The 16,882-nt window shown below is 71.6% G+C and carries 14 protein-coding genes and 1 tRNA gene; 6 read left to right on the top strand and 9 right to left on the bottom strand.

Annotated features, from left to right (window positions below):
* Positions 1 to 13 precede the first annotated feature (13 nt).
* The 8 genes from AB0E98_RS25125 to galU all read right to left on the bottom strand — a co-directional run bounded on the left by AB0E98_RS25125 (position 14) and on the right by galU (position 7,330).
* The gene (locus AB0E98_RS25125; protein ID WP_361706503.1) at positions 14 to 1,633 is read right to left on the bottom strand and encodes an FAD-binding oxidoreductase; all 1,620 of its coding nucleotides are present in this window, start codon (positions 1,631 to 1,633) and stop codon (positions 14 to 16) included.
* A 247-nt stretch (positions 1,634 to 1,880) separates the two neighbouring features.
* Positions 1,881 to 1,954, bottom strand: a tRNA-Ala gene (locus AB0E98_RS25120).
* Positions 1,955 to 2,048: 94 nt separating this feature from the next.
* Positions 2,049 to 3,155 carry a gephyrin-like molybdotransferase receptor GlpR gene (gene glpR, locus AB0E98_RS25115; RefSeq protein ID WP_361706500.1) on the bottom strand — a complete coding sequence of 369 codons (1,107 nt, stop codon included), beginning with the start codon at positions 3,153 to 3,155 and terminating at the stop codon, positions 2,049 to 2,051.
* Between the two features lie 146 nt (positions 3,156 to 3,301).
* Complete coding sequence (locus tag AB0E98_RS25110; protein ID WP_361706498.1) at positions 3,302 to 3,952, bottom strand: GNAT family protein; 651 nt, start codon at positions 3,950 to 3,952, stop codon at positions 3,302 to 3,304.
* On the bottom strand, positions 3,949 to 4,431 hold the full coding sequence (locus tag AB0E98_RS25105; protein ID WP_361706854.1) for a MogA/MoaB family molybdenum cofactor biosynthesis protein: 483 nt from the start codon (positions 4,429 to 4,431) through the stop codon (positions 3,949 to 3,951). Before AB0E98_RS25105 ends, AB0E98_RS25110 begins: the two co-directional genes overlap by 4 nt.
* 101 nt (positions 4,432 to 4,532) lie before the next feature.
* Positions 4,533 to 5,027, bottom strand: a complete 495-nt coding sequence (moaC, locus tag AB0E98_RS25100; protein WP_361706497.1) for a cyclic pyranopterin monophosphate synthase MoaC — start codon at positions 5,025 to 5,027, stop codon at positions 4,533 to 4,535.
* 70 nt (positions 5,028 to 5,097) lie between these two features.
* Complete coding sequence (gene glp / locus AB0E98_RS25095) at positions 5,098 to 6,414, bottom strand: gephyrin-like molybdotransferase Glp (protein WP_361706852.1); 1,317 nt, start codon at positions 6,412 to 6,414, stop codon at positions 5,098 to 5,100.
* A gap of 13 nt (positions 6,415 to 6,427) precedes the next feature.
* On the bottom strand, positions 6,428 to 7,330 hold the full coding sequence (gene galU, locus AB0E98_RS25090; protein WP_361706495.1) for a UTP--glucose-1-phosphate uridylyltransferase GalU: 903 nt from the start codon (positions 7,328 to 7,330) through the stop codon (positions 6,428 to 6,430).
* A gap of 80 nt (positions 7,331 to 7,410) precedes the next feature.
* On the opposite strand from galU, the gene AB0E98_RS25085 reads away from it, so the two are divergent.
* On the top strand, positions 7,411 to 8,013 hold the full coding sequence (locus AB0E98_RS25085; RefSeq protein ID WP_361706492.1) for a 5-formyltetrahydrofolate cyclo-ligase: 603 nt from the start codon (positions 7,411 to 7,413) through the stop codon (positions 8,011 to 8,013).
* 134 nt (positions 8,014 to 8,147) lie between these two features.
* Here AB0E98_RS25085 and AB0E98_RS25080 read toward each other — a convergent pair whose 3' ends face one another.
* Positions 8,148 to 11,081, bottom strand: coding sequence for a penicillin acylase family protein (locus AB0E98_RS25080; RefSeq protein ID WP_361706491.1), 2,934 nt, complete (start codon positions 11,079 to 11,081; stop codon positions 8,148 to 8,150).
* A gap of 323 nt (positions 11,082 to 11,404) precedes the next feature.
* Between AB0E98_RS25080 and AB0E98_RS25075 the strand changes: the two genes are divergently transcribed.
* From AB0E98_RS25075 to AB0E98_RS25055, 5 genes are all read left to right on the top strand, one after another.
* A complete protein-coding gene (locus tag AB0E98_RS25075) occupies positions 11,405 to 12,931 on the top strand; it encodes a potassium/proton antiporter (protein WP_361706488.1) in 1,527 nt (508 codons plus the stop codon).
* A gap of 249 nt (positions 12,932 to 13,180) precedes the next feature.
* Positions 13,181 to 14,476 (top strand): MFS transporter, encoded by a 1,296-nt coding sequence (locus tag AB0E98_RS25070; protein WP_361706486.1) that lies wholly within the window; start codon positions 13,181 to 13,183, stop codon positions 14,474 to 14,476.
* Positions 14,477 to 14,542: 66 nt separating this feature from the next.
* A complete protein-coding gene (locus AB0E98_RS25065) occupies positions 14,543 to 14,872 on the top strand; it encodes an FmdB family zinc ribbon protein (RefSeq protein WP_361706484.1) in 330 nt (109 codons plus the stop codon).
* Positions 14,873 to 15,000: 128 nt separating this feature from the next.
* Positions 15,001 to 15,870: an S-methyl-5'-thioadenosine phosphorylase gene (locus AB0E98_RS25060; protein ID WP_361706481.1), complete on the top strand. Its 870-nt coding sequence runs from the start codon at positions 15,001 to 15,003 to the stop codon at positions 15,868 to 15,870.
* Between the two features lie 416 nt (positions 15,871 to 16,286).
* On the top strand, positions 16,287 to 16,721 hold the full coding sequence (locus AB0E98_RS25055; protein WP_361706849.1) for an MscL family protein: 435 nt from the start codon (positions 16,287 to 16,289) through the stop codon (positions 16,719 to 16,721).
* Positions 16,722 to 16,882 lie beyond the last annotated feature (161 nt).

The following is a 16,882-nucleotide window of genomic DNA, read 5'->3' as shown; positions in this document are numbered from 1 at the left end:
TACGGGCCGTGCGTCAAGGCTTACGGATGGCCATCGAGTGGGTGAAGTGGTTCTTCGGGTCCCACTTGGCCTTGACCGCCTGCAACCGGCTGTAGTTGTCCTTGAAGTACAGCTGGTGCCACGGCACGCCCGAGGCGTTGATCGCCGGGTCGGCCATGTCGGCGTCCACGTAGTTGATGAACGCGCCGTCGTCGACCCCGCCGGGGCGCGGTACACCGCCGGTCGCCGCGTAGACGTCGCGGTAGAACTCCCGGATCCAGGCGAGGTGCTTGGCGTCCTCCGACGCCTCGTTCCACAGGCTCACGTACAGCAGCTTGACGATCGAGTCCCGCTGCGCGACGGCCGTGTCGCCCGGGGCCACCTGGTTGATGCGGCCGCCGTAGCTGGAGAGGACGACCAAACCGCCCGGGTTGTCGTAGTCGGTGCGTGTCAGGTGCTTGTAGAACGCCTTGAGCTGCGTGTCGGGGAACGCCTTGCGCAGGTAGGCCGACTTGGCCTTCCAGCGGGCCGTGGTCCCGCCCACCCAGCCGGCCCACTGGGTCACGACGTACAGCCACGGCACCCTCTTGCGGTCGCCGACCCGGTACGTCAGCCCAGTGCCCTCGTTGACCGCGGCCAGGAAGGCGTCGAGCAGCTTGTCCGCGTCCGGGACGGAGGCATCGATCTGGGTGTTCATCGAGAACGACCCGGCCGAGCGGTGCTGCGGCGTCAGGTGGCTGAACAGCGACGCGTACGGGGTGCCCGGCGCGGAGTTCTTCTCGTGCCACTGGCTGAAGTTCTTCAGCAGGCGGGTGAAGGCCGCCTCCGTCATCCCCTCCCACGACCAGGTGACCTCGGCGACCAGCAGCTCGGCGGGCGGCTTGGGCAGCAGGGCCGAGGGCTCGGTGCCGGTCGCGCCGGGCGAGCGGAACCAGTAGCAGGTGATGACACCGAAGTTGCCGCCGCCGGCCCCCGTGTGCGCCCACCACAGCTCACGGTTGGGGTCGTCCGGCTCCCGGGTGGCCACCACCTTCTTCGCCTTGCCGGCCTCGTCCACCACGACGACCTCGACCGCGTACAGATGGTCGACGATCAGCCCGTGCAACCGTCCCAGCGGACCGTAGCCACCACCCGCCACATGCCCGCCCGCGCCCACCGTGGGGCAGGTGCCACCGGGCAGGGTCACGCCCCAACCCTTGAACAGCGCCCGGTAGACGGTGCCCAGCGTCGCCCCCGGCTCCACGGCGAACGCCCGCCGGTCCCGGTCGTACGTCACCGACGACATGCCCGACATGTCGATGACCACCCGCACCTCGGGCCGGGTGACGAAGTCCTCGTAGCAGTGCCCACCGCTGCGCACGGCGACCGGCTGCCCCCTGTCCACGGCCTCCTGCACCACCTGCGCCACCTGGTCGGCGGACCCCACAACCCGCACGGCATCGGGGGTGCCCACCCAACGCAGATTCACCCCCGACACCAGGCTCGGATATCGCGGATCCCCCTTCGTCACGCTGAGCGCCGCGTTCTCCGCGACACCGCCGCCGGGTATGCGCACGGCCTCGGCCACCGTCTGGCCCAACACGGACCCGGCCACCGCCGCCCCACCCGTCACGGCCGCGCCCTGGACGAATCGTCTGCGGGACACACCAGTCATTGCCGTACCTCCATCTGATCGATATCGGACGATCTGATGGGGAATGTATGTGATCACCCCACATTGGTAGCCCTCCCTCCGGTCACTCGGAGGTCGCCCTTCGGCCCTCGGGACGGGCGGAACGCGAAAAGTCCCGCTCCGTTCTCGGAGCGGGACTCTTGTCGCGAAAACGAGAAGATCCCGCCCGATCTGACGATCGGACGGGATCTCCCGTTGGCTCCCATTCCGCTTCGGGAACCTTCTGTTGTGGACCTGAGGGGATTCGAACCCCTGACCCCCTCGATGCGAACGAGGTGCGCTACCGGACTGCGCCACAGGCCCTTGCAACGAGTGAAACTCTAGCACCCCCATCGCACTGCCCGGAAATCCGCTCCCCACCGCCTCCGCTGGTCAGCGCGGGGAGCGGCCCCCGGCGTCACTCGTTGGCGGCGCGGGGGCGGCCCTCGTCGGCGTACTGGTCGAACAGCGGGGTGTGCCCGCGTTCGCGACGGGGACGGCGGGGGCGGGTCCCCCGGCGGTCCTCGGCGGGCGGCCGGTGGGCGTCGGCCGGCTCGGCGGTGCTGGAGCGGGCCGAGCTCCAGGTGTCCGCCGCGCCGCCGCCGGTCGCCCGGGGGGCCACCGGCGCGGAGACATAGGTGGGCAGCGGGACGGGCACGGGCTCCCAGCCCTCGCCCTGGTCCCGCTCGCGCTGCTGGTCGACCCACTCGGCGTGGTCGGTCTGCTCGACCAGGGCGCGCCGGCCCGCGCTGCGCGCGGCGGCCGCGCCGCCCATCGCCGGGGGCGCCGCGTGGTGGACAACGGTGTCAGCGTCGCCGGAGCCGTCCTCGGGGGGCGCGGAGTGGGAGCGCGCACGACCCTCGCGGAGGCGCTGGGCGGCCAGTTCGGCGCGGCGCTGGTCCATGGTGAAGGCGAAACGGCGGCGCTCGTGGATGCGCAGGTAGCAGATGTACGCGCTCAGCAGCACGGCCGGGACGCCCGGCACCCACAGGAGGGAGAGGCCGCCGACGCCCGCGACGACCGCGCCCAGGGTGAAGGCGAGGAAGAGCAGCACCGTGGTCCGGCGGCGGCGGGCCAGCACCTTGGAACGCCGGGCACGCTCGGCCGCCGTCAGGGCGCCGGCCTGGGCGGCCGCGACCGATGGCGACGGGGACGCCGACGGGGCCGGTGCCGGGGTCTGGGGCTGGGCCGCCGGGGGCGCCTGCGCCGCGTCCGGCCGGCCGGACGCGGGCGCGCCGAAGGACCGGACGTCGACCATTTCGGTCGCCGCGTCCGGCTCGGGCGCCCGGGGCTCCGGCTCCCCGGCTTCCCCGGGGGCCGCCGCCTCGGCGGGGGCACGCCCCTCCAGGTCCTTGGCGTAACGGCGCTCCATGCCCGCCCGTCCGGACAGCAACCGGATGGCCGTGCTGAAGCGTTCCGTCGGACGGGCTTCATTGAGCTCGTCCTGCCTACGGAGCCACATCGGCACCAAGTAGGCGGCCCAGGCCCCGACGATGACTGCGTAGATCAGGCCGCTGCTGCTCACCCTTCACACGGTAGAGGGGTGTGCGCAGATGATTCCGCCAATTGGCGCGGTGTGTCGCACGATCCGGCTGATATCTCGAACTTTTTTTGTGATTGTTGAGATCGGAACCCTACGAATACCGTCAATTGACCGGTCAATTCGAACGTTTATTTTATTTCCGGGGAGAGTCCGGTCCCCGCGCCCGTCCCGCCCCTCGGCCGGGACCGGTGCCAGCGGGCGAGCAGCCCCTCGGGGAGCTCCTCGGCGGTCAGCGCGTAGACCAGGTGGTCGCGCCAGGCGCCGTCGATGTGGAGATAGCGGGGGCGTAGGCCCTCCTCGCGGAATCCCAGTTTCTCCACCACCCGGCGGCTGGGCAGATTCTCCGGCCGGATGCACACCTCCACCCGGTGCAGCCCGACCGCGTGGAAGCAGTGGTCCACCACCAGCGCCACGGCCGTGGGCATCACGCCCCGGCCGGCGACGGCCTCGTCCACCCAGTAGCCGATGTGGGCCGAGCACATCGAGCCCCAGGTGATCCCGGCCACGGTCAGCTGGCCGACGAGCTGACCGCGGTACTCGATCACGAACGGCAGCATCCGCCCGGCGTGCGCCTCGGCCTTCAGATGGCGGACCATCTGCCGGTAGGTGGGGCGCTGGGCGACGGGCCCGCCGGGCGGCGGCGGGGGCACGGTGGCCTCCCAGGGGCGCAACCAGTCACGGTTGCGCCGGTTGACCTCGCGCCAGGCGCGCTGGTCGCGCAGTTTTATGGGGCGCAGGGCGACATCGCCGTCCGCCAGCTCGACCGGCCAGATGTTCATGGGGCGACTGCGGGGTTTCTCGGGTGGTCGCCGCCGTGGAGCTGGTCCACCGCGTGCCGGAGCAGCCGCTCCAGGACGGCCAGCCCGTCGCGTACGCCGCCCGTGGACCCGGGCAGATTGACGATCAGTGTCCGTCCGGCCACTCCGGCCAGGCCCCGGGAGAGCGCGGCCGTGGGCACCTTCGCCAGGCCCTCGGCCCGGATGGCCTCGGGGATGCCGGGGACCTCGTGGTCCAGGACGCGGCGGGTGGCCTCGGGGGTGCGGTCGGTGGGGGAGATCCCGGTGCCGCCGGTGGTGACGATGACGTCGTACCCGGCGGCCACGCCCGCGCGCAGGGCCTGCTCGACGGGCTCGCCGTCGGGCACGACCAGGGGCCCGTCGACGGCGAAGCCCATGGACGTCAGCCCGGCCGCGAGGAGGGGCCCGCCCCGGTCCTCGTAGACGCCGGCCGAGGCCCGGTTGGAGGCGGTGACCACCAGGGCGCGGTAGGACGCGGCGGCGCCCGTCGCGTCCGGGCCGGTGCCGGGGGCCCGGCCGCCGTCCCCGGCCGCCGGTGCCGGGCCCGCCGCCCGCCCGGCCGTCACGCGCCGGCCTCCTGCCGGACGTACGGGCCGGACTTGCCGCCCGTCTTCTCCTCGACGCGGATGTCCGTGAGGACCGCCGCCTTGTCGACGGCCTTGACCATGTCGACCACGGTCAGCCCCGCGACGGCCACAGCCGTCATCGCCTCCATCTCCACGCCCGTGCGGTCCGTGGTCCGCACGCTCGCGAGGATCTCGACGGCCTCGTCGGTGACGGTCAGGTCGACCGTGACCCCGGAGAGGGCGAGCGGGTGGCAGAGGGGGATCAGTTCGGGCGTCCGCTTGGCGCCCATGATCCCGGCGATCCGGGCGGTGGCGAGGGCGTCGCCCTTGGGCAGCCCCTCGCCCCTCAGCAGTTCCACGACGCGCGGCGAGACCAGCACCCGGCCACTCGCCCTCGCGGTGCGCGCGGTGACCTCCTTGGCCGAGACGTCGACCATGCGGGCCGCGCCCGTGGCGTCGAGATGGGTGAGGTGCTCCTGGCCGCTGCTCATCGTTCTCCCGGTCCGGTCCCTGTGGGCAGCCACCGTACCCGGAGGGAGCGCGGACCGTCCGGGAAGGACGTCAGCCGAGGAGGACGACCTCGACCTCGGCGCCCGGGTCCACGGACGTGGTGTCCTCGGGGACGACGATCAGGGCGTCGGCGTCGGCGAGGGCCTTGACCAGATGGGAGCCCGCCCCGCCGACCGGGGTGACCTCGCCGTCCGCGTAACGGCCGCGCAGGAACTGCCGCCTGCCCGCCGGGGAGGACTTCACCCCGTCCACGCACACCGCCCGTACCGTCTCGCGGTCGCCGGGCGGGAGGCCCATCAGGGCGCGCAGCGCGGGCCGGACGAAGAGCTCGAAGGAGACGTACGAGCTGACGGGGTTGCCCGGCAGCGCGAACAGGGGGACGCGGTCGGGGCCGACGCGGCCGAAGCCCTGGGGCTTGCCGGGCTGCATGGCCAGCCGCCGGAAGGAGACCCGGCCCTCCTCGGCGGTCAGCCCGGTCAGGGCCTCCTTGACCACGTCGTACGCGCCGACGCTGACGCCGCCGCTGGTGACGACGGCGTCGGCGCGCACGAGCTGGTCCTCCAGGGTGGCGCGGAAGACCACGGGGTCGTCGTCCACGGCGCCGACGCGGTAGGCGAGGGCTCCGGCGTCCCGGGCGCAGGCGGTGAGCATGAAGCTGTTGGAGTCGTGGATGCGGCCCTCGCCCAGGGGCTCGCCGGGCGGCACGAGCTCGCTGCCGGTGGAGAGCACGACGACGCGGGGGCGGGGCCGTACGCTCACGGTGGCGCGGCCGACGGCGGCCAGCAGCCCGAGCTGGGCGGGGCCGAGGACCGTACCGGCCCGCACGGCGATCTCGCCCGCGGCGACGTCGCTGCCGCGGTCGCGGATGTGGGCGCGGGCGGCGACGGGACGGTGGACGCGGACCTCGCCGAAGCCGTCGTCCTCCACCGGGGAGCCCTCGGGTCCGGCGGCGGCCATCGTCTCGGCCGGGCCCTCGCCGGTCTCGCCGTCGGTCCACTCCACGGGCACGACGGCCTCGGCGCCGGGCGGCAGCGGGGCGCCCGTCATGATCCGTACGGCCTCGCCGGGGCCCACGGCGGGCAGCTCGGCGCTGCCCGCCGCGATGTCGCCGACGACGGTGAGCACGGCGGGGAACTCCTCGCTCGCCCCCGCGACGTCGGCGGTGCGGACGGCGTAGCCGTCCATGGAACTGTTGTCGAAGGGGGGCAGGGCGGCGGGGACGACGACGTCCTCCACCAGCACACAGCCCTGCGCGTCCAGGAGTTGCAGCTCGATCGGCTCCAACGGGCGGATCTTCCCGAGGATGTCGTCGAGGTGCTCGTCCACCGACCAGATGCGGTCCCCTCCGGCGGCCGACCCGTCCGTCACACTGCTCAAGTCGCTACATCTCCTCGGTGACATAACTCCGGAGCCAGGCCCGGAAGTCCGGTCCCAGATCCTCGCGTTCGCATGCCAGTCTGACAATGGCACGCAGATAGTCACCGCGGTCGCCGGTGTCGTAGCGGCGTCCCTTGAAGACGACGCCGTGCACGGGCCCGCCGAGGCCGGGCGCGGCGGCCAGGGCCTGGAGGGCGTCGGTGAGCTGGATCTCGCCGCCCCGGCCGGGCTCGGTCTCGCGCAGCACGTCGAAGACGGCCGGGTCGAGGACATAGCGGCCGATCACCGCGTAGTTGCTGGGCGCCTCGCCGGGGCCGGGCTTCTCGATCAGGCCGGTGACCTCGACGACGTCCTCGATGTCGGTGGGCTTGACGGCCGCGCAGCCGTAGAGCCCGATCTGCGCGGGGTCGACCTCCATCAGCGCGATCACGCTGCCGCCGTGCCTGCGCTGGATGTCGACCATGCGCGAGAGCAGCGGGTCGCGCGCGTCGATCAGGTCGTCGCCGAGCAGCACGGCGAAGGGCTCGTCGCCCACGTGCGGGGCGGCGCACAGCACCGCGTGACCCAGGCCCCGGGGGTCGCCCTGGCGCACGTAGTGCATGGTGGCGAGATCGCTGGACTCCTGGACCTTGGCGAGGCGGGACTCGTCGCCCTTGCGCCGCAGGGCCTCCTCCAGCTCGTAATTGCGGTCGAAGTGGTCCTCAAGGGGGCGCTTGTTACGGCCCGTGATCATGAGGACGTCCGACAAACCCGCGTGAACCGCTTCTTCCACCACGTACTGGATGGCCGGCTTGTCGACGACCGGCAGCATCTCCTTGGGCGTGGCCTTGGTGGCCGGGAGAAAACGGGTTCCGAGCCCGGCGGCAGGGATGACAGCCTTGCTGATCCGAGGGCGCGATTGAGTCATGGGCCGAACACTAACCGTTGAGACTGAGCGGAAGATGTGACTCCGCCGAGTATGACCCCAGACAGGAGATTGCCGAAACCATGGGTTCGTCAGCAGAGATCCCCGAGCCCGGCAAGGCGTCGTTGCGACGCGCCCTCCTGGCGGTGAGAGCCGGGTTGACCAGGGATGACATCCACGCGTACGAGACGGAACTGGGCCGCCGCGCCCTGGAGCTGCCGGAGCTCGCGGACGCGCGGACGGTGGCCGCGTACGTCTCCGTCGGCGGGGAGCCGGGCACCCGCGCGCTGCTGGACACGCTGCGTGACCGAGGGGTGCGGGTGCTGCTGCCGGTGCTGCTGCCGGACAACGATCTCGACTGGGGGCTCTACCGGGGCCCGGACCATCTCGTCCGGGCGGGCCGGGGCCTGCTGGAGCCCGACGGGGAGCGGCTCGGCCCCGACGCGGTCACCGGGGCCGACGCGGTACTGCTGCCCGGGCTCGCCGTGGACGGGCGCGGGCTGCGGCTGGGGCGGGGCGGCGGCTCCTACGACCGGGTGCTGGCCCGGCTGGACCGCGCGGGGGCGGCCCCCGCCCGCGTCGTGCTCCTCTACGACAACGAGGTGGTCGCGCGGGTCCCGGAGGAACCGCACGACCACCCCGTGCACGCGGTGATCACCCCTGGCGGGGTCCGCCGCTTCGGCTGACGCCGAGCCCATCGCCGGACCGGCCCGTACCCACCACCGCGGTGGAAGTCCCCGCCGTGACGGCGAGGACCCACGACGGCGGATCCCGGCGGTGCCGGCCGACGGCGGCCCCGGCCCGGGCCCGCCGGGAGGGCTTACGGCTTGAGCGTCAGGACCGCGTCCTTGCTCTTCTCGACGGCATCCTTACTGAAGGCCCACGGCAGGAGCTCGCCCTTGGCCCACATGTCCGTCTGGTCGTAGTAGTGGGCGTTGTAGGCGTGGCCGGAGGCGCCGGTGAGGTTGATCCAGCGGGACTTGTCGAGGTCGGCGAGGTTGACGACCATCCGCATGGACGGCACCCAGACCACGTCGTAGCCGCCCGCCGCGTTCCAGCCGGCGGCGTTGACCGCCGCCTCGCCGCCCGCGAGGTTCCAGGGGCCCCGGTTGAGCATCCACCGGACGATGGCGGGGCCCTCCTTGCCGAGGGTCTGGTTCTTCAGGTTCAGCTGGTGCAGCCGGCCCCAGCTCCACTGGGTGACGTCCTTGCCGAGCTTGGAGGTCAGCTCCATGCGGGCGTCGATCATGGCCTGGGCCAGCAGCTGGTCGCGACCGGCGGCGCCCGGGTTGGCGCGGGTGCCGTTGGTCTTCCACCACGCGTTGTCGGGCTTGTCCAGGATGTTGCGGACGACCTCGAACCAGCGGTCGCCGCCGTCGGGCTGCGCGGCGTCGGAATCGCGCTCGCCGCACTCGAGGACCAGACGGGTGTTGCCGTCCAGGTCCTCCTGCGGGCCGGAGTCATTGGGCGGGCGCACCCGCAGGCACTGGCCCTTGACCCGCAGCTCCTTGGGGAGCTTGTTGCCGAAGGCGAGCTTGAGAGTGTTGCGCCACACCGCGTTGAAGTACGCGGCGGCCGCCGAGTCGGGCTCCTGGGTGTAGTCCCAGTCCTTCAGCAGGTTCTGCGCCTCGCGGACGTACTTCGTCTCGCGCTCGTTGGCACCCTTGACATCGATCTTGAGCAGGTAGGGCGTCAGCAGCTTGCCGATCTCGCTGCTGTTGTCCATCTGAATCTTCTGCATGTCCTCCGTCGAGATCTTCCCGCCGTCCTTGATCTTCGACTGGATCATGTCGTTTATCCGCTGGCTGCGGGCGCCGTAGCCCCAGTCCTGCGTCAGGAGGTACGGGTAGGTCTTGTCGGCGACGGCCTGGTTGGCGGTGACGATGTAGCCGCGCTTGGGATTGAAGTCGTACGGCAGCGCGGACTGCGACACGTAGTCGGTCCACTGGTAGGCCGGGTCCCAGCCGGGAGCGGGCAGCCGGCCGTCGGGCGCGGGGGCCTGCGCGTCGGGCTTGGCGCCGTCCTTGGCGTCGATCTTGCCGTCGCCGTTGACGTCGGTCTTCGGCTCGCCGGTGGCGCCGCTCCGAGGAGTGCCGTTCGTCCCGGTCTGACCCTTCTGCGGGGTCTCGCCGGTCTCACCGCCCTTGGCCTCGCCGCCCGCCTTGCCGCGGACGGGGATCCGGCCCGGGGCCTGGTAGCCGATGTTGCCCTTGGTGTCGGCGTAGATCAGGTTCTGCGAGGGGACGTCGAAGTCGGCCGCCGCCTTGCGGAAGGAGGCCCAGTCGCTCGCCCGGTCCAGCGAGAACATGGCGTCCATCGTCTTGCCCGGGTCCAGCGCGGTCCAGCGCAGCGCGACGGCGTAGCCCTCGGCGCGGTCCGGCGCCGGGTCCTGCACGGGCGCCTTCCCGCCGACCTTGACGAGCTCGTCGTTGCGGTCGGAGACGATCGGGCCGTTGTTGGTCTCGCGGACGGTGATCTCACGGCTCTTCTCGCCCGCGACCTTGATGGTCTCCTTGCGGGTGGCGAAGGGCTTCTGCTTGCCGTCGTAGAGGTAGCTGTCGGCGGTGACCTTCTCCAGATAGAGGTCGGAGACGTCGGCGCCGAGATTGGTCATGCCCCAGGCGATGTCCTTGTTGTGGCCGATGACCACGCCGGGCATGCCCGCGAAGGTGTAGCCGGCCACGTCGAACGGGCACTGCTCGCCGGTGGTGGTGCAGTGGAGGCCCATCTGGTACCAGAGCGAGGGCATCTGCGGCGCGAGGTGGGGGTCGTTGGCCAGCAGCGGCTTTCCGGTGGTCGTGTACTGACCGGAGACGACCCACGAGTTGGAGCCGATGCCGTTGCCGCTGGGGCCGAGCAGCGCCGGGATCTTCTCCAGCGAGCTCGACAGCGAGGCCAGGCTGCTGCGCAGGCCGTTCGCCGCGCCCGCGCCCCCGGCCGTGGCCGGGTTCTGCGCACCGGCGGACTGGGCACCGCCGGTGGCGGCGCCCTTGGGGTCGAAGGTCTTGGCGGAGTCGACCGTGCCGCCCTCGACGATCGGCTTGTTCCGGTCGTACGGGTACGCCGGGTACAGGTCGTCGATCTGCTGGGGGGTCAGCCGCGAGGAGGCGAGGGAGCGGTCGATCTCGTCCTTCATATTGCCGCGCAGGTCCCAGGCCATCGCCTTGAGCCAGGCGACGGAGTCGACCGGGGTCCAGGCCTCGGGCTTGTAGTCGTTCTCGAACTCGAGGGCGGCGTACTCGACGGACAGCGACTTGCCCTTGTGGTCCTTCAGATAGGCGTTGACGCCGTCGGAGTACGCCTGGAGGTACTTCTTGGTGCTCGCCGACAGCTTGGTGTCGTACTCCTGCTGCGCGACCTTGCGCCAGCCCATGGTGCGCAGGAAGGCGTCGGTCTCCACCTGGCCGGATCCGAACATCTCGGAGAGCCGTCCGGCCGTCAGATGGCGGCGGACGTCCATCTCCCAGAAGCGGTCCTGCGCCTGGACGAAGCCCTGGGCGCGGAAGAGGTCCTCGGCGTTGCCGGCGTAGATCTGGGGAATGCCGTGGTCGTCGCGGACGACCTTCACCTGACCGGACAGACCCTTGAGCTGGAGGGTGCCGTCGGTCTCGGGGAAGGAGGCGCGAACGGTGCTGACGCTCCAGTACGCGCCGAAGGCGACGCCCGCCACGAGCAGCAGCACGGTGGTGATCACGAGCAGGCGGGCGCGTCGCCCCTTCTTCTTTTTGCCGGGGCCGTTCTTGTTGGCGGGCATCGCTGTCCTTTGAGGGGCAGATGGTCCTGGGAATGCTGGAAGCAACCATAGGCGCAGGGCGCGGGGCGCCCGGACGCGGTGCCGTACCGATCGACATCCGGCCAGTGCGGAGTGCCGAAGAGGCGTTAAGAACCCGTAAAATATTAGATGAGGAAATTAACTTCCTCTGGACGCATCCCCCGATTGCCCCCGCCCTCGCGGCCCCCAGGACAGGAGGAACGTTTCGGCCGAATCGTGAACACCCCGACGCCGTATGACGACGCCCGTGGAACACCTCGTGAAGGGACCGGCCCCTGACTGTCCACCACCTCAACGAACTCCTGTTGATCTGCTCGCTCGTGCTGCTCGTGGCGGTGGCGGCGGTCCGGATCTCCTCACGCAGCGGGCTCCCCAGCCTGCTCCTCTATCTCGGCATGGGTGTCGCCATCGGCCAGGACGGCATCGGCGTCTCCTTCAACGACGTCGGGCTCACCCAGGTCATCGGCTACGCGGCGCTGGTCGTGATCCTCGCCGAGGGCGGTCTCGGCACGAAGTGGCACGAGATCAAGCCGGCGCTGCCCGCCGCCGCCGTGCTCTCCACCTTCGGTGTCGCGATCAGCGTCGGTGTGACGGCCGCCGCCGCGCACTACCTGGCCGGCGTCGAATGGCGCCAGGCACTGATCATCGGCGCCGTGGTGTCCTCCACGGACGCGGCCGCCGTCTTCTCCGTCCTGCGGAACGTTCCCCTGCCCGGCCGGCTCACGGGTGTCCTGGAGGCCGAGTCCGGCTTCAACGACGCCCCCGTCGTCATCCTCGTCGTGGCCTTCTCGGCCGCCGGCCCGGTCGACCACTGGTATCTGCTGCTCGGCAAGATCGCGCTGGAGCTGGCCATCGGCGCCGCCGCCGGCCTGCTGATCGGCATGGCGGGCGCGTACGGGCTGCGGCACGTGGCGCTGCCCGCCTCCGGTCTCTACCCGATCGCCGTGATGGCCATCGCCGTCACCGCCTACGCGGCCGGCGCGCTCGCCCACGGGTCGGGCTTCCTGGCCGTCTATCTCGCCGCCCTGATCCTCGGCAACGCCAAGCTGCCGCACTGGCCGGCCACCCGCGGCTTCGCCGAGGGACTGGGCTGGATCGCCCAGATCGGCATGTTCGTACTGCTGGGCCTGCTGGTCACCCCGCACGAGCTGGGCGGCGACATCCTGCCCGCGCTGGTGGTGGGGCTGGTGCTCACGATGGTGGCCCGACCGCTGTCCGTGTTCCTGAGCACGGCGCCCTTCCGGACGCCCTGGCAGGAGAAGGCGCTGCTGTCCTGGGCGGGACTGCGCGGCGCGGTGCCCATCGTGCTGGCGACCATCCCCATGGTCGCCGGGGTCGCCGACAGCCGCCGGATATTCAACATCGTCTTCGTGCTGGTGATCGTCTACACACTGATACAGGGCCCGACCCTGCCCTGGCTGGCACGACGGCTGAAGCTGGGCGACGACGAGGAGGCCCGGGACCTGGGCATCGAGTCGGCGCCGCTGGAGCGGCTGCGCGGGCATCTGCTGTCGGTCTCCGTCCCCGACGGTTCGCGCATGCATGGCGTGGAGGTGAGCGAGCTGCGGCTGCCCGCCGGGGCCGCCGTCACCCTGGTCGTCCGGGACGGCGCGAGCTTCGTGCCGGGACCCTCGACCGTCCTGCGCCACGGCGACGAGCTGCTGGTCGTGGCCACCGACCCGGTGCGTGACGCGGCCGAGCGACGGCTGCGGGCGGTCGGCGAGGGCGGCAAGCTGGCGGGCTGGCTGGGCGCTCCCGCGCAGCCCCCGGAGAGTGCGATGGCGAAGCGCAAGGCAAAGAAGGGGCTGGTGAAGAAGAAGTTGGTTAAGTAAGCTATTCGGACTATTCGCGTGCGTATCGAGAGTCCGCCAGGACCTCAGGGCGTCACGCGAGGACCCGACAACATCGAACCATCTCTGCCTGACGCAGAGCTGGCGCGACCGCACGGCGGCCGTGGCCGCATAAAGGCGGCCGGATCGGTATCTACCACGGTCCTGCGCGAGAGGACAGCTCTCGGCGCGCTCCGTGCGGCGTTTTCCGTTCGTCCGGCGTGCGCTACCAGGCGGCGGAAAGGCCGGACCGTGGCAGCCACGGTCAATGACACCACCGGGGCCGAGGCCCGTGCCGGGTACGGCAGCCTGCTGCGCACGCGCGGCGCGCTGTCGTTCCTGCTCCCCGGGTTCCTGGCACGCCAGCCGTTCGCGATGCTGACGATCGGCATCCTGCTGCTGGTCAACGACACCACCGGCTCGTACGGCACCGCGGGCACCGTCTCGGCGACGGCGGGCGTGGCCATGGCCCTGTTCGCCCCGCTGAGCGGCAAACTCGCGGACCGCTTCGGACAGGCCACCGTGCTCATCCCCGGTGTCGTCGTGCACGCCGCCACGATCTCGCTGCTGACGGTGCTCGCGCTGTCGCACGCGCCCCTGTGGGCGCTGCTCGTGGCGGCCGTGCCGGCCGGCGCGTCGACCCCGCAGATCGGTCCGATGGTCCGGGCCCGCTGGGCGGCCAAGCTGGACGGCTCCCCGCTGATGCCCACGGCCGCGGCCTTCGAGTCGGTCACCGACGAGTTCACGTTCGTGATCGGCCCGGTGCTGGCCACCGCGCTGTGCACCGGCGTCCACCCGGCGGCCGGTCTGGTCGCCGAGGCGGCCCTGACGCTGATCGGCGGCCTGATCTTCGCCACCCAGCGGCGTACGCAGCCCGCCGCCGCGGGCCGCCCGGCCGCCGGGAGCGCCAAGAGCGCCTCCGCGCTGTCCGTGCCCGGTGTCCGGGTGCTGGCGATCACCATGCTCGGCATCGGCACGGTCTTCGGTGGCATGCAGGTCTCGATGACCGCCTTCACCAAGGAGCTGGGCGAGCCCGGCCTCAACGGTCTGATGTACGGCACGTTCGCGGCCGGCAACATGATCGCGGGCATCGTCTGCGGCGCCGTCGCCTGGAAGACCAGCGCGCAGCGCCGACTGCTGATCGCCTACCCGCTGCTGGTCCTGGCCACCACGCCGCTGTGGGCCGCGCACGCCCTGCCGCTGCTCGGCGCCGCGGGCCTGCTCGTGGGCCTGTGCATCGCGCCCTCGCTGATCACCGGCTACACGCTGGTCGAGAAGCTCGTCCCGGCGAGCGCCCGGACCGAGGCCTTCACCTGGCTGACCGGCGCGGTCGGCCTGGGCCAGGCCGCCGGCGCCACCGTGGGCGGCCGGCTGATCGACGCCCACGGCGCGAGCACCGGATTCCTGGTGCCGCTGGGCGGTACGGCGCTGGCGCTGGTGGTCCTGCTGGGCCTGCGCAAGGCGCTGACGCCGAAGGGCGAGTCGGTCGTCGCGGCAGGTGTCGTGGCACGTGGGGTCGGTCACCGTGAGCCCGTTTCGGTGGACTGACGGGCCGGAATACTGCACTATTGAGCGTCGTTAGCACTCAATGAGTGAGAGTGCCAGGAGGAACAAGTGCCGACTTACCAGTACCAGTGCACCGAGTGCGGCGAGGGCCTCGAGGCGGTGCAGAAGTTCACCGACGACGCCCTGACCGTGTGCCCGCAGTGCGACGGACGCCTCAAGAAGGTGTTCTCGGCGGTCGGCATCGTCTTCAAGGGCTCGGGCTTCTACCGGAACGACAGCCGTGGCTCGTCGTCCAGCAGCACCCCGGCGTCGAAGTCGACGTCCTCGACGTCGTCCTCCTCGTCGTCCTCTTCGAGCACCGCGAGCACCTCCTCGTCGAGCACTTCCTCGTCGAGCGGCTCTTCGTCGAGCACCACGAGCAGCAGCTCGGCCGCCTGACACACGCGCGTTCCGACGGAGCCCGTCGCCCCCTTGTATCCGGGGGCGGCGGGCTCCGTGGCGTTCGCGGGGTCCGCGGCGTTCGCCGACTCCCCGGCGGGCGGGGACGGGGCGGTTAGGGTGAGCGCATGCCTGAGACCAGCAGCGCGGCGACGACCACGGCGACGACCACGGCGGAGATAGGGGTCATCGGGGGCTCGGGGTTCTACTCCTTCCTCGACGACGTGACCGAGATCACGGTGGAGACGCCCTACGGGGCGCCGAGCGACTCGCTCTTCCTCGGCGAGCTGGCGGGCCGGAAGGTGGCCTTCCTGCCCCGCCACGGCCGCGAGCACCGCACTCCCCCGCACCGCATCAACTACCGGGCCAACCTCTGGGCTCTGCGCTCGGTCGGCGTCCGGCAGGTCCTGGGCCCGTGCGCGGTGGGCGGTCTCCACCCGGAGCACGGACCGGGCACCCTGCTCGTACCGGACCAGCTCGTGGACCGTACGAAGTCCCGCGCCCAGACCTTCTTCGACGGGGAGCCGCTGCCCGACGGCTCGGTGCCCAACGTGGTCCACATGACCTTCGCCGACCCCTACTGCCCCGCCGGACGCTCGGTGGCCCTCGGGTCGGCGCGCGGGCGCGGCTGGGAGCCGGTGGACGGCGGGACGATGGTCGTCATCGAGGGGCCGCGCTTCTCCACCCGTGCCGAGTCGCGCTGGCACGCGGCGCAGGGCTGGTCGGTGGTCGGCATGACCGGGCACCCGGAGGCGGTCCTCGCCCGGGAGCTGGGGCTCTGCTACACGTCGATGGCGCTGGTCACGGACCTGGACGCGGGCGCGGAGGCCGGGGAGGGCGTCTCACACGAGGACGTGCTGCGGGTCTTCGGCGAGAACGTGGACCGGCTGCGCGAGGTGCTGTTCGACGCGGTGGGCGCGCTGCCGAAGACGGAGGACCGGGACTGTCTGTGCACGCGGGCGCACGAGGGATGGGACCTGGGGATCGAGCTGCCGTAGGGGACGCGCGGGGCGCGCAGGGGTGACGGAGTTGTCCACAACCCGCGAGTAGTCCACAGGGCCCAGCGGGATCGGCGCGGAGCCGGGATCGTGGGGAGCGTCCGTTGCCGCTCCCCACGTCAGGTGGTGTTCCCCATGCCCACGGCCCCTGCCCCCACCCCGATTTCCCGCCCCTTCCCCGCGCCCTGGAGCCCGCCGGGGCGCCGGGTGCCGATGTTCGCGCCAGTGCGCGTGGGGCGGCGCGGGCGCCGCCGACGCACCAGGGCGCGCGTTTGCGGATTGGACAGACCAGCCAGACTCTCTCGTATGTTATGTAATCGGCCATTCCGGCATAGGTACGTACAGAGAGAGGTTGTTCGGTGAGCTCCGGGAGCGATAAGAAGACAGGAGTCCTCGGAGGTTTCAAGGCCTTCCTGATGCGGGGCAATGTGATCGACCTCGCGGTCGCGGTCGTCATCGGAGCGGCGTTCACCAACATCGTGAACTCTGTGGTGAAGGGCGTCATCAACCCCGTCGTGGGCGCCTTCGGCACCAAGGACCTCGACCACTACGCGTCCTGCCTCAAGGGCCCCTGCACGCGGAACGCCGCGACGGGCGAGGTCACCAAGGGCGTCTACATCCAGTGGGGCTCGGTGCTCAGCGCCACACTGACGTTCCTGATCACGGCGGCAGTGGTCTACTTCCTGATGCTGCTGCCCATGAAGCGCTGGCAGGACCGCCAGGCCGCGAGGACCCCGGCGGAGACCAAGCCCGACGAACCCACCGAGATCGAGCTGCTGGCCCAGATCCGCGACACCCTGATCGAACAGCGCCGGGGCCCGGGCTCCGACTCGGTCCCGGCCCAGCGCTGAGCGGTCTTGTCGAAGTCCGGTGCGGTATCGCGCCCCGGAAGGGGCGCGGGGCAGTGCCGATATGCGGCTACCGCCGCGTGGGCGCGACCAGCCCCCACCGGCCCGCGGCGACCGGCCCCCGCTCCCCGCGGGAGGCCGTGGGGCTCAGATGTGATTTTGCG

Source organism: Streptomyces sp. NPDC037389, from assembly GCF_040636475.1.
GTDB classification, from domain to species: domain Bacteria; phylum Actinomycetota; class Actinomycetes; order Streptomycetales; family Streptomycetaceae; genus Streptomyces; species Streptomyces hesseae.
The sequence above is the reverse complement of the archived record's forward strand: the minus strand, read 5'-3'. Positions and strand labels throughout refer to the sequence as shown.

Bases quoted from the DNA above. Each gene is read 5' to 3' on its own strand.
- AB0E98_RS25080 (WP_361706491.1), bottom strand. From the start codon at position 11,081: ATGCCCGCCAACAAGAACGGCCCCGGCAAAAAGAAGAAGGGGCGACGC.
- galU (WP_361706495.1), bottom strand. From the start codon at position 7,330: ATGACTCAATCGCGCCCTCGGATCAGCAAGGCTGTCATCCCTGCCGCC.
- moaC (WP_361706497.1), bottom strand. From the start codon at position 5,027: ATGAGCAGCGGCCAGGAGCACCTCACCCATCTCGACGCCACGGGCGCG.
- AB0E98_RS25055 (WP_361706849.1), top strand. From the start codon at position 16,287: ATGCGGGGCAATGTGATCGACCTCGCGGTCGCGGTCGTCATCGGAGCG.
- AB0E98_RS25110 (WP_361706498.1), bottom strand. From the start codon at position 3,952: ATGAACATCTGGCCGGTCGAGCTGGCGGACGGCGATGTCGCCCTGCGC.
- AB0E98_RS25085 (WP_361706492.1), top strand. From the start codon at position 7,411: ATGGGTTCGTCAGCAGAGATCCCCGAGCCCGGCAAGGCGTCGTTGCGA.
- AB0E98_RS25125 (WP_361706503.1), bottom strand. From the start codon at position 1,633: ATGACTGGTGTGTCCCGCAGACGATTCGTCCAGGGCGCGGCCGTGACG.
- AB0E98_RS25060 (WP_361706481.1), top strand. From the start codon at position 15,001: ATGCCTGAGACCAGCAGCGCGGCGACGACCACGGCGACGACCACGGCG.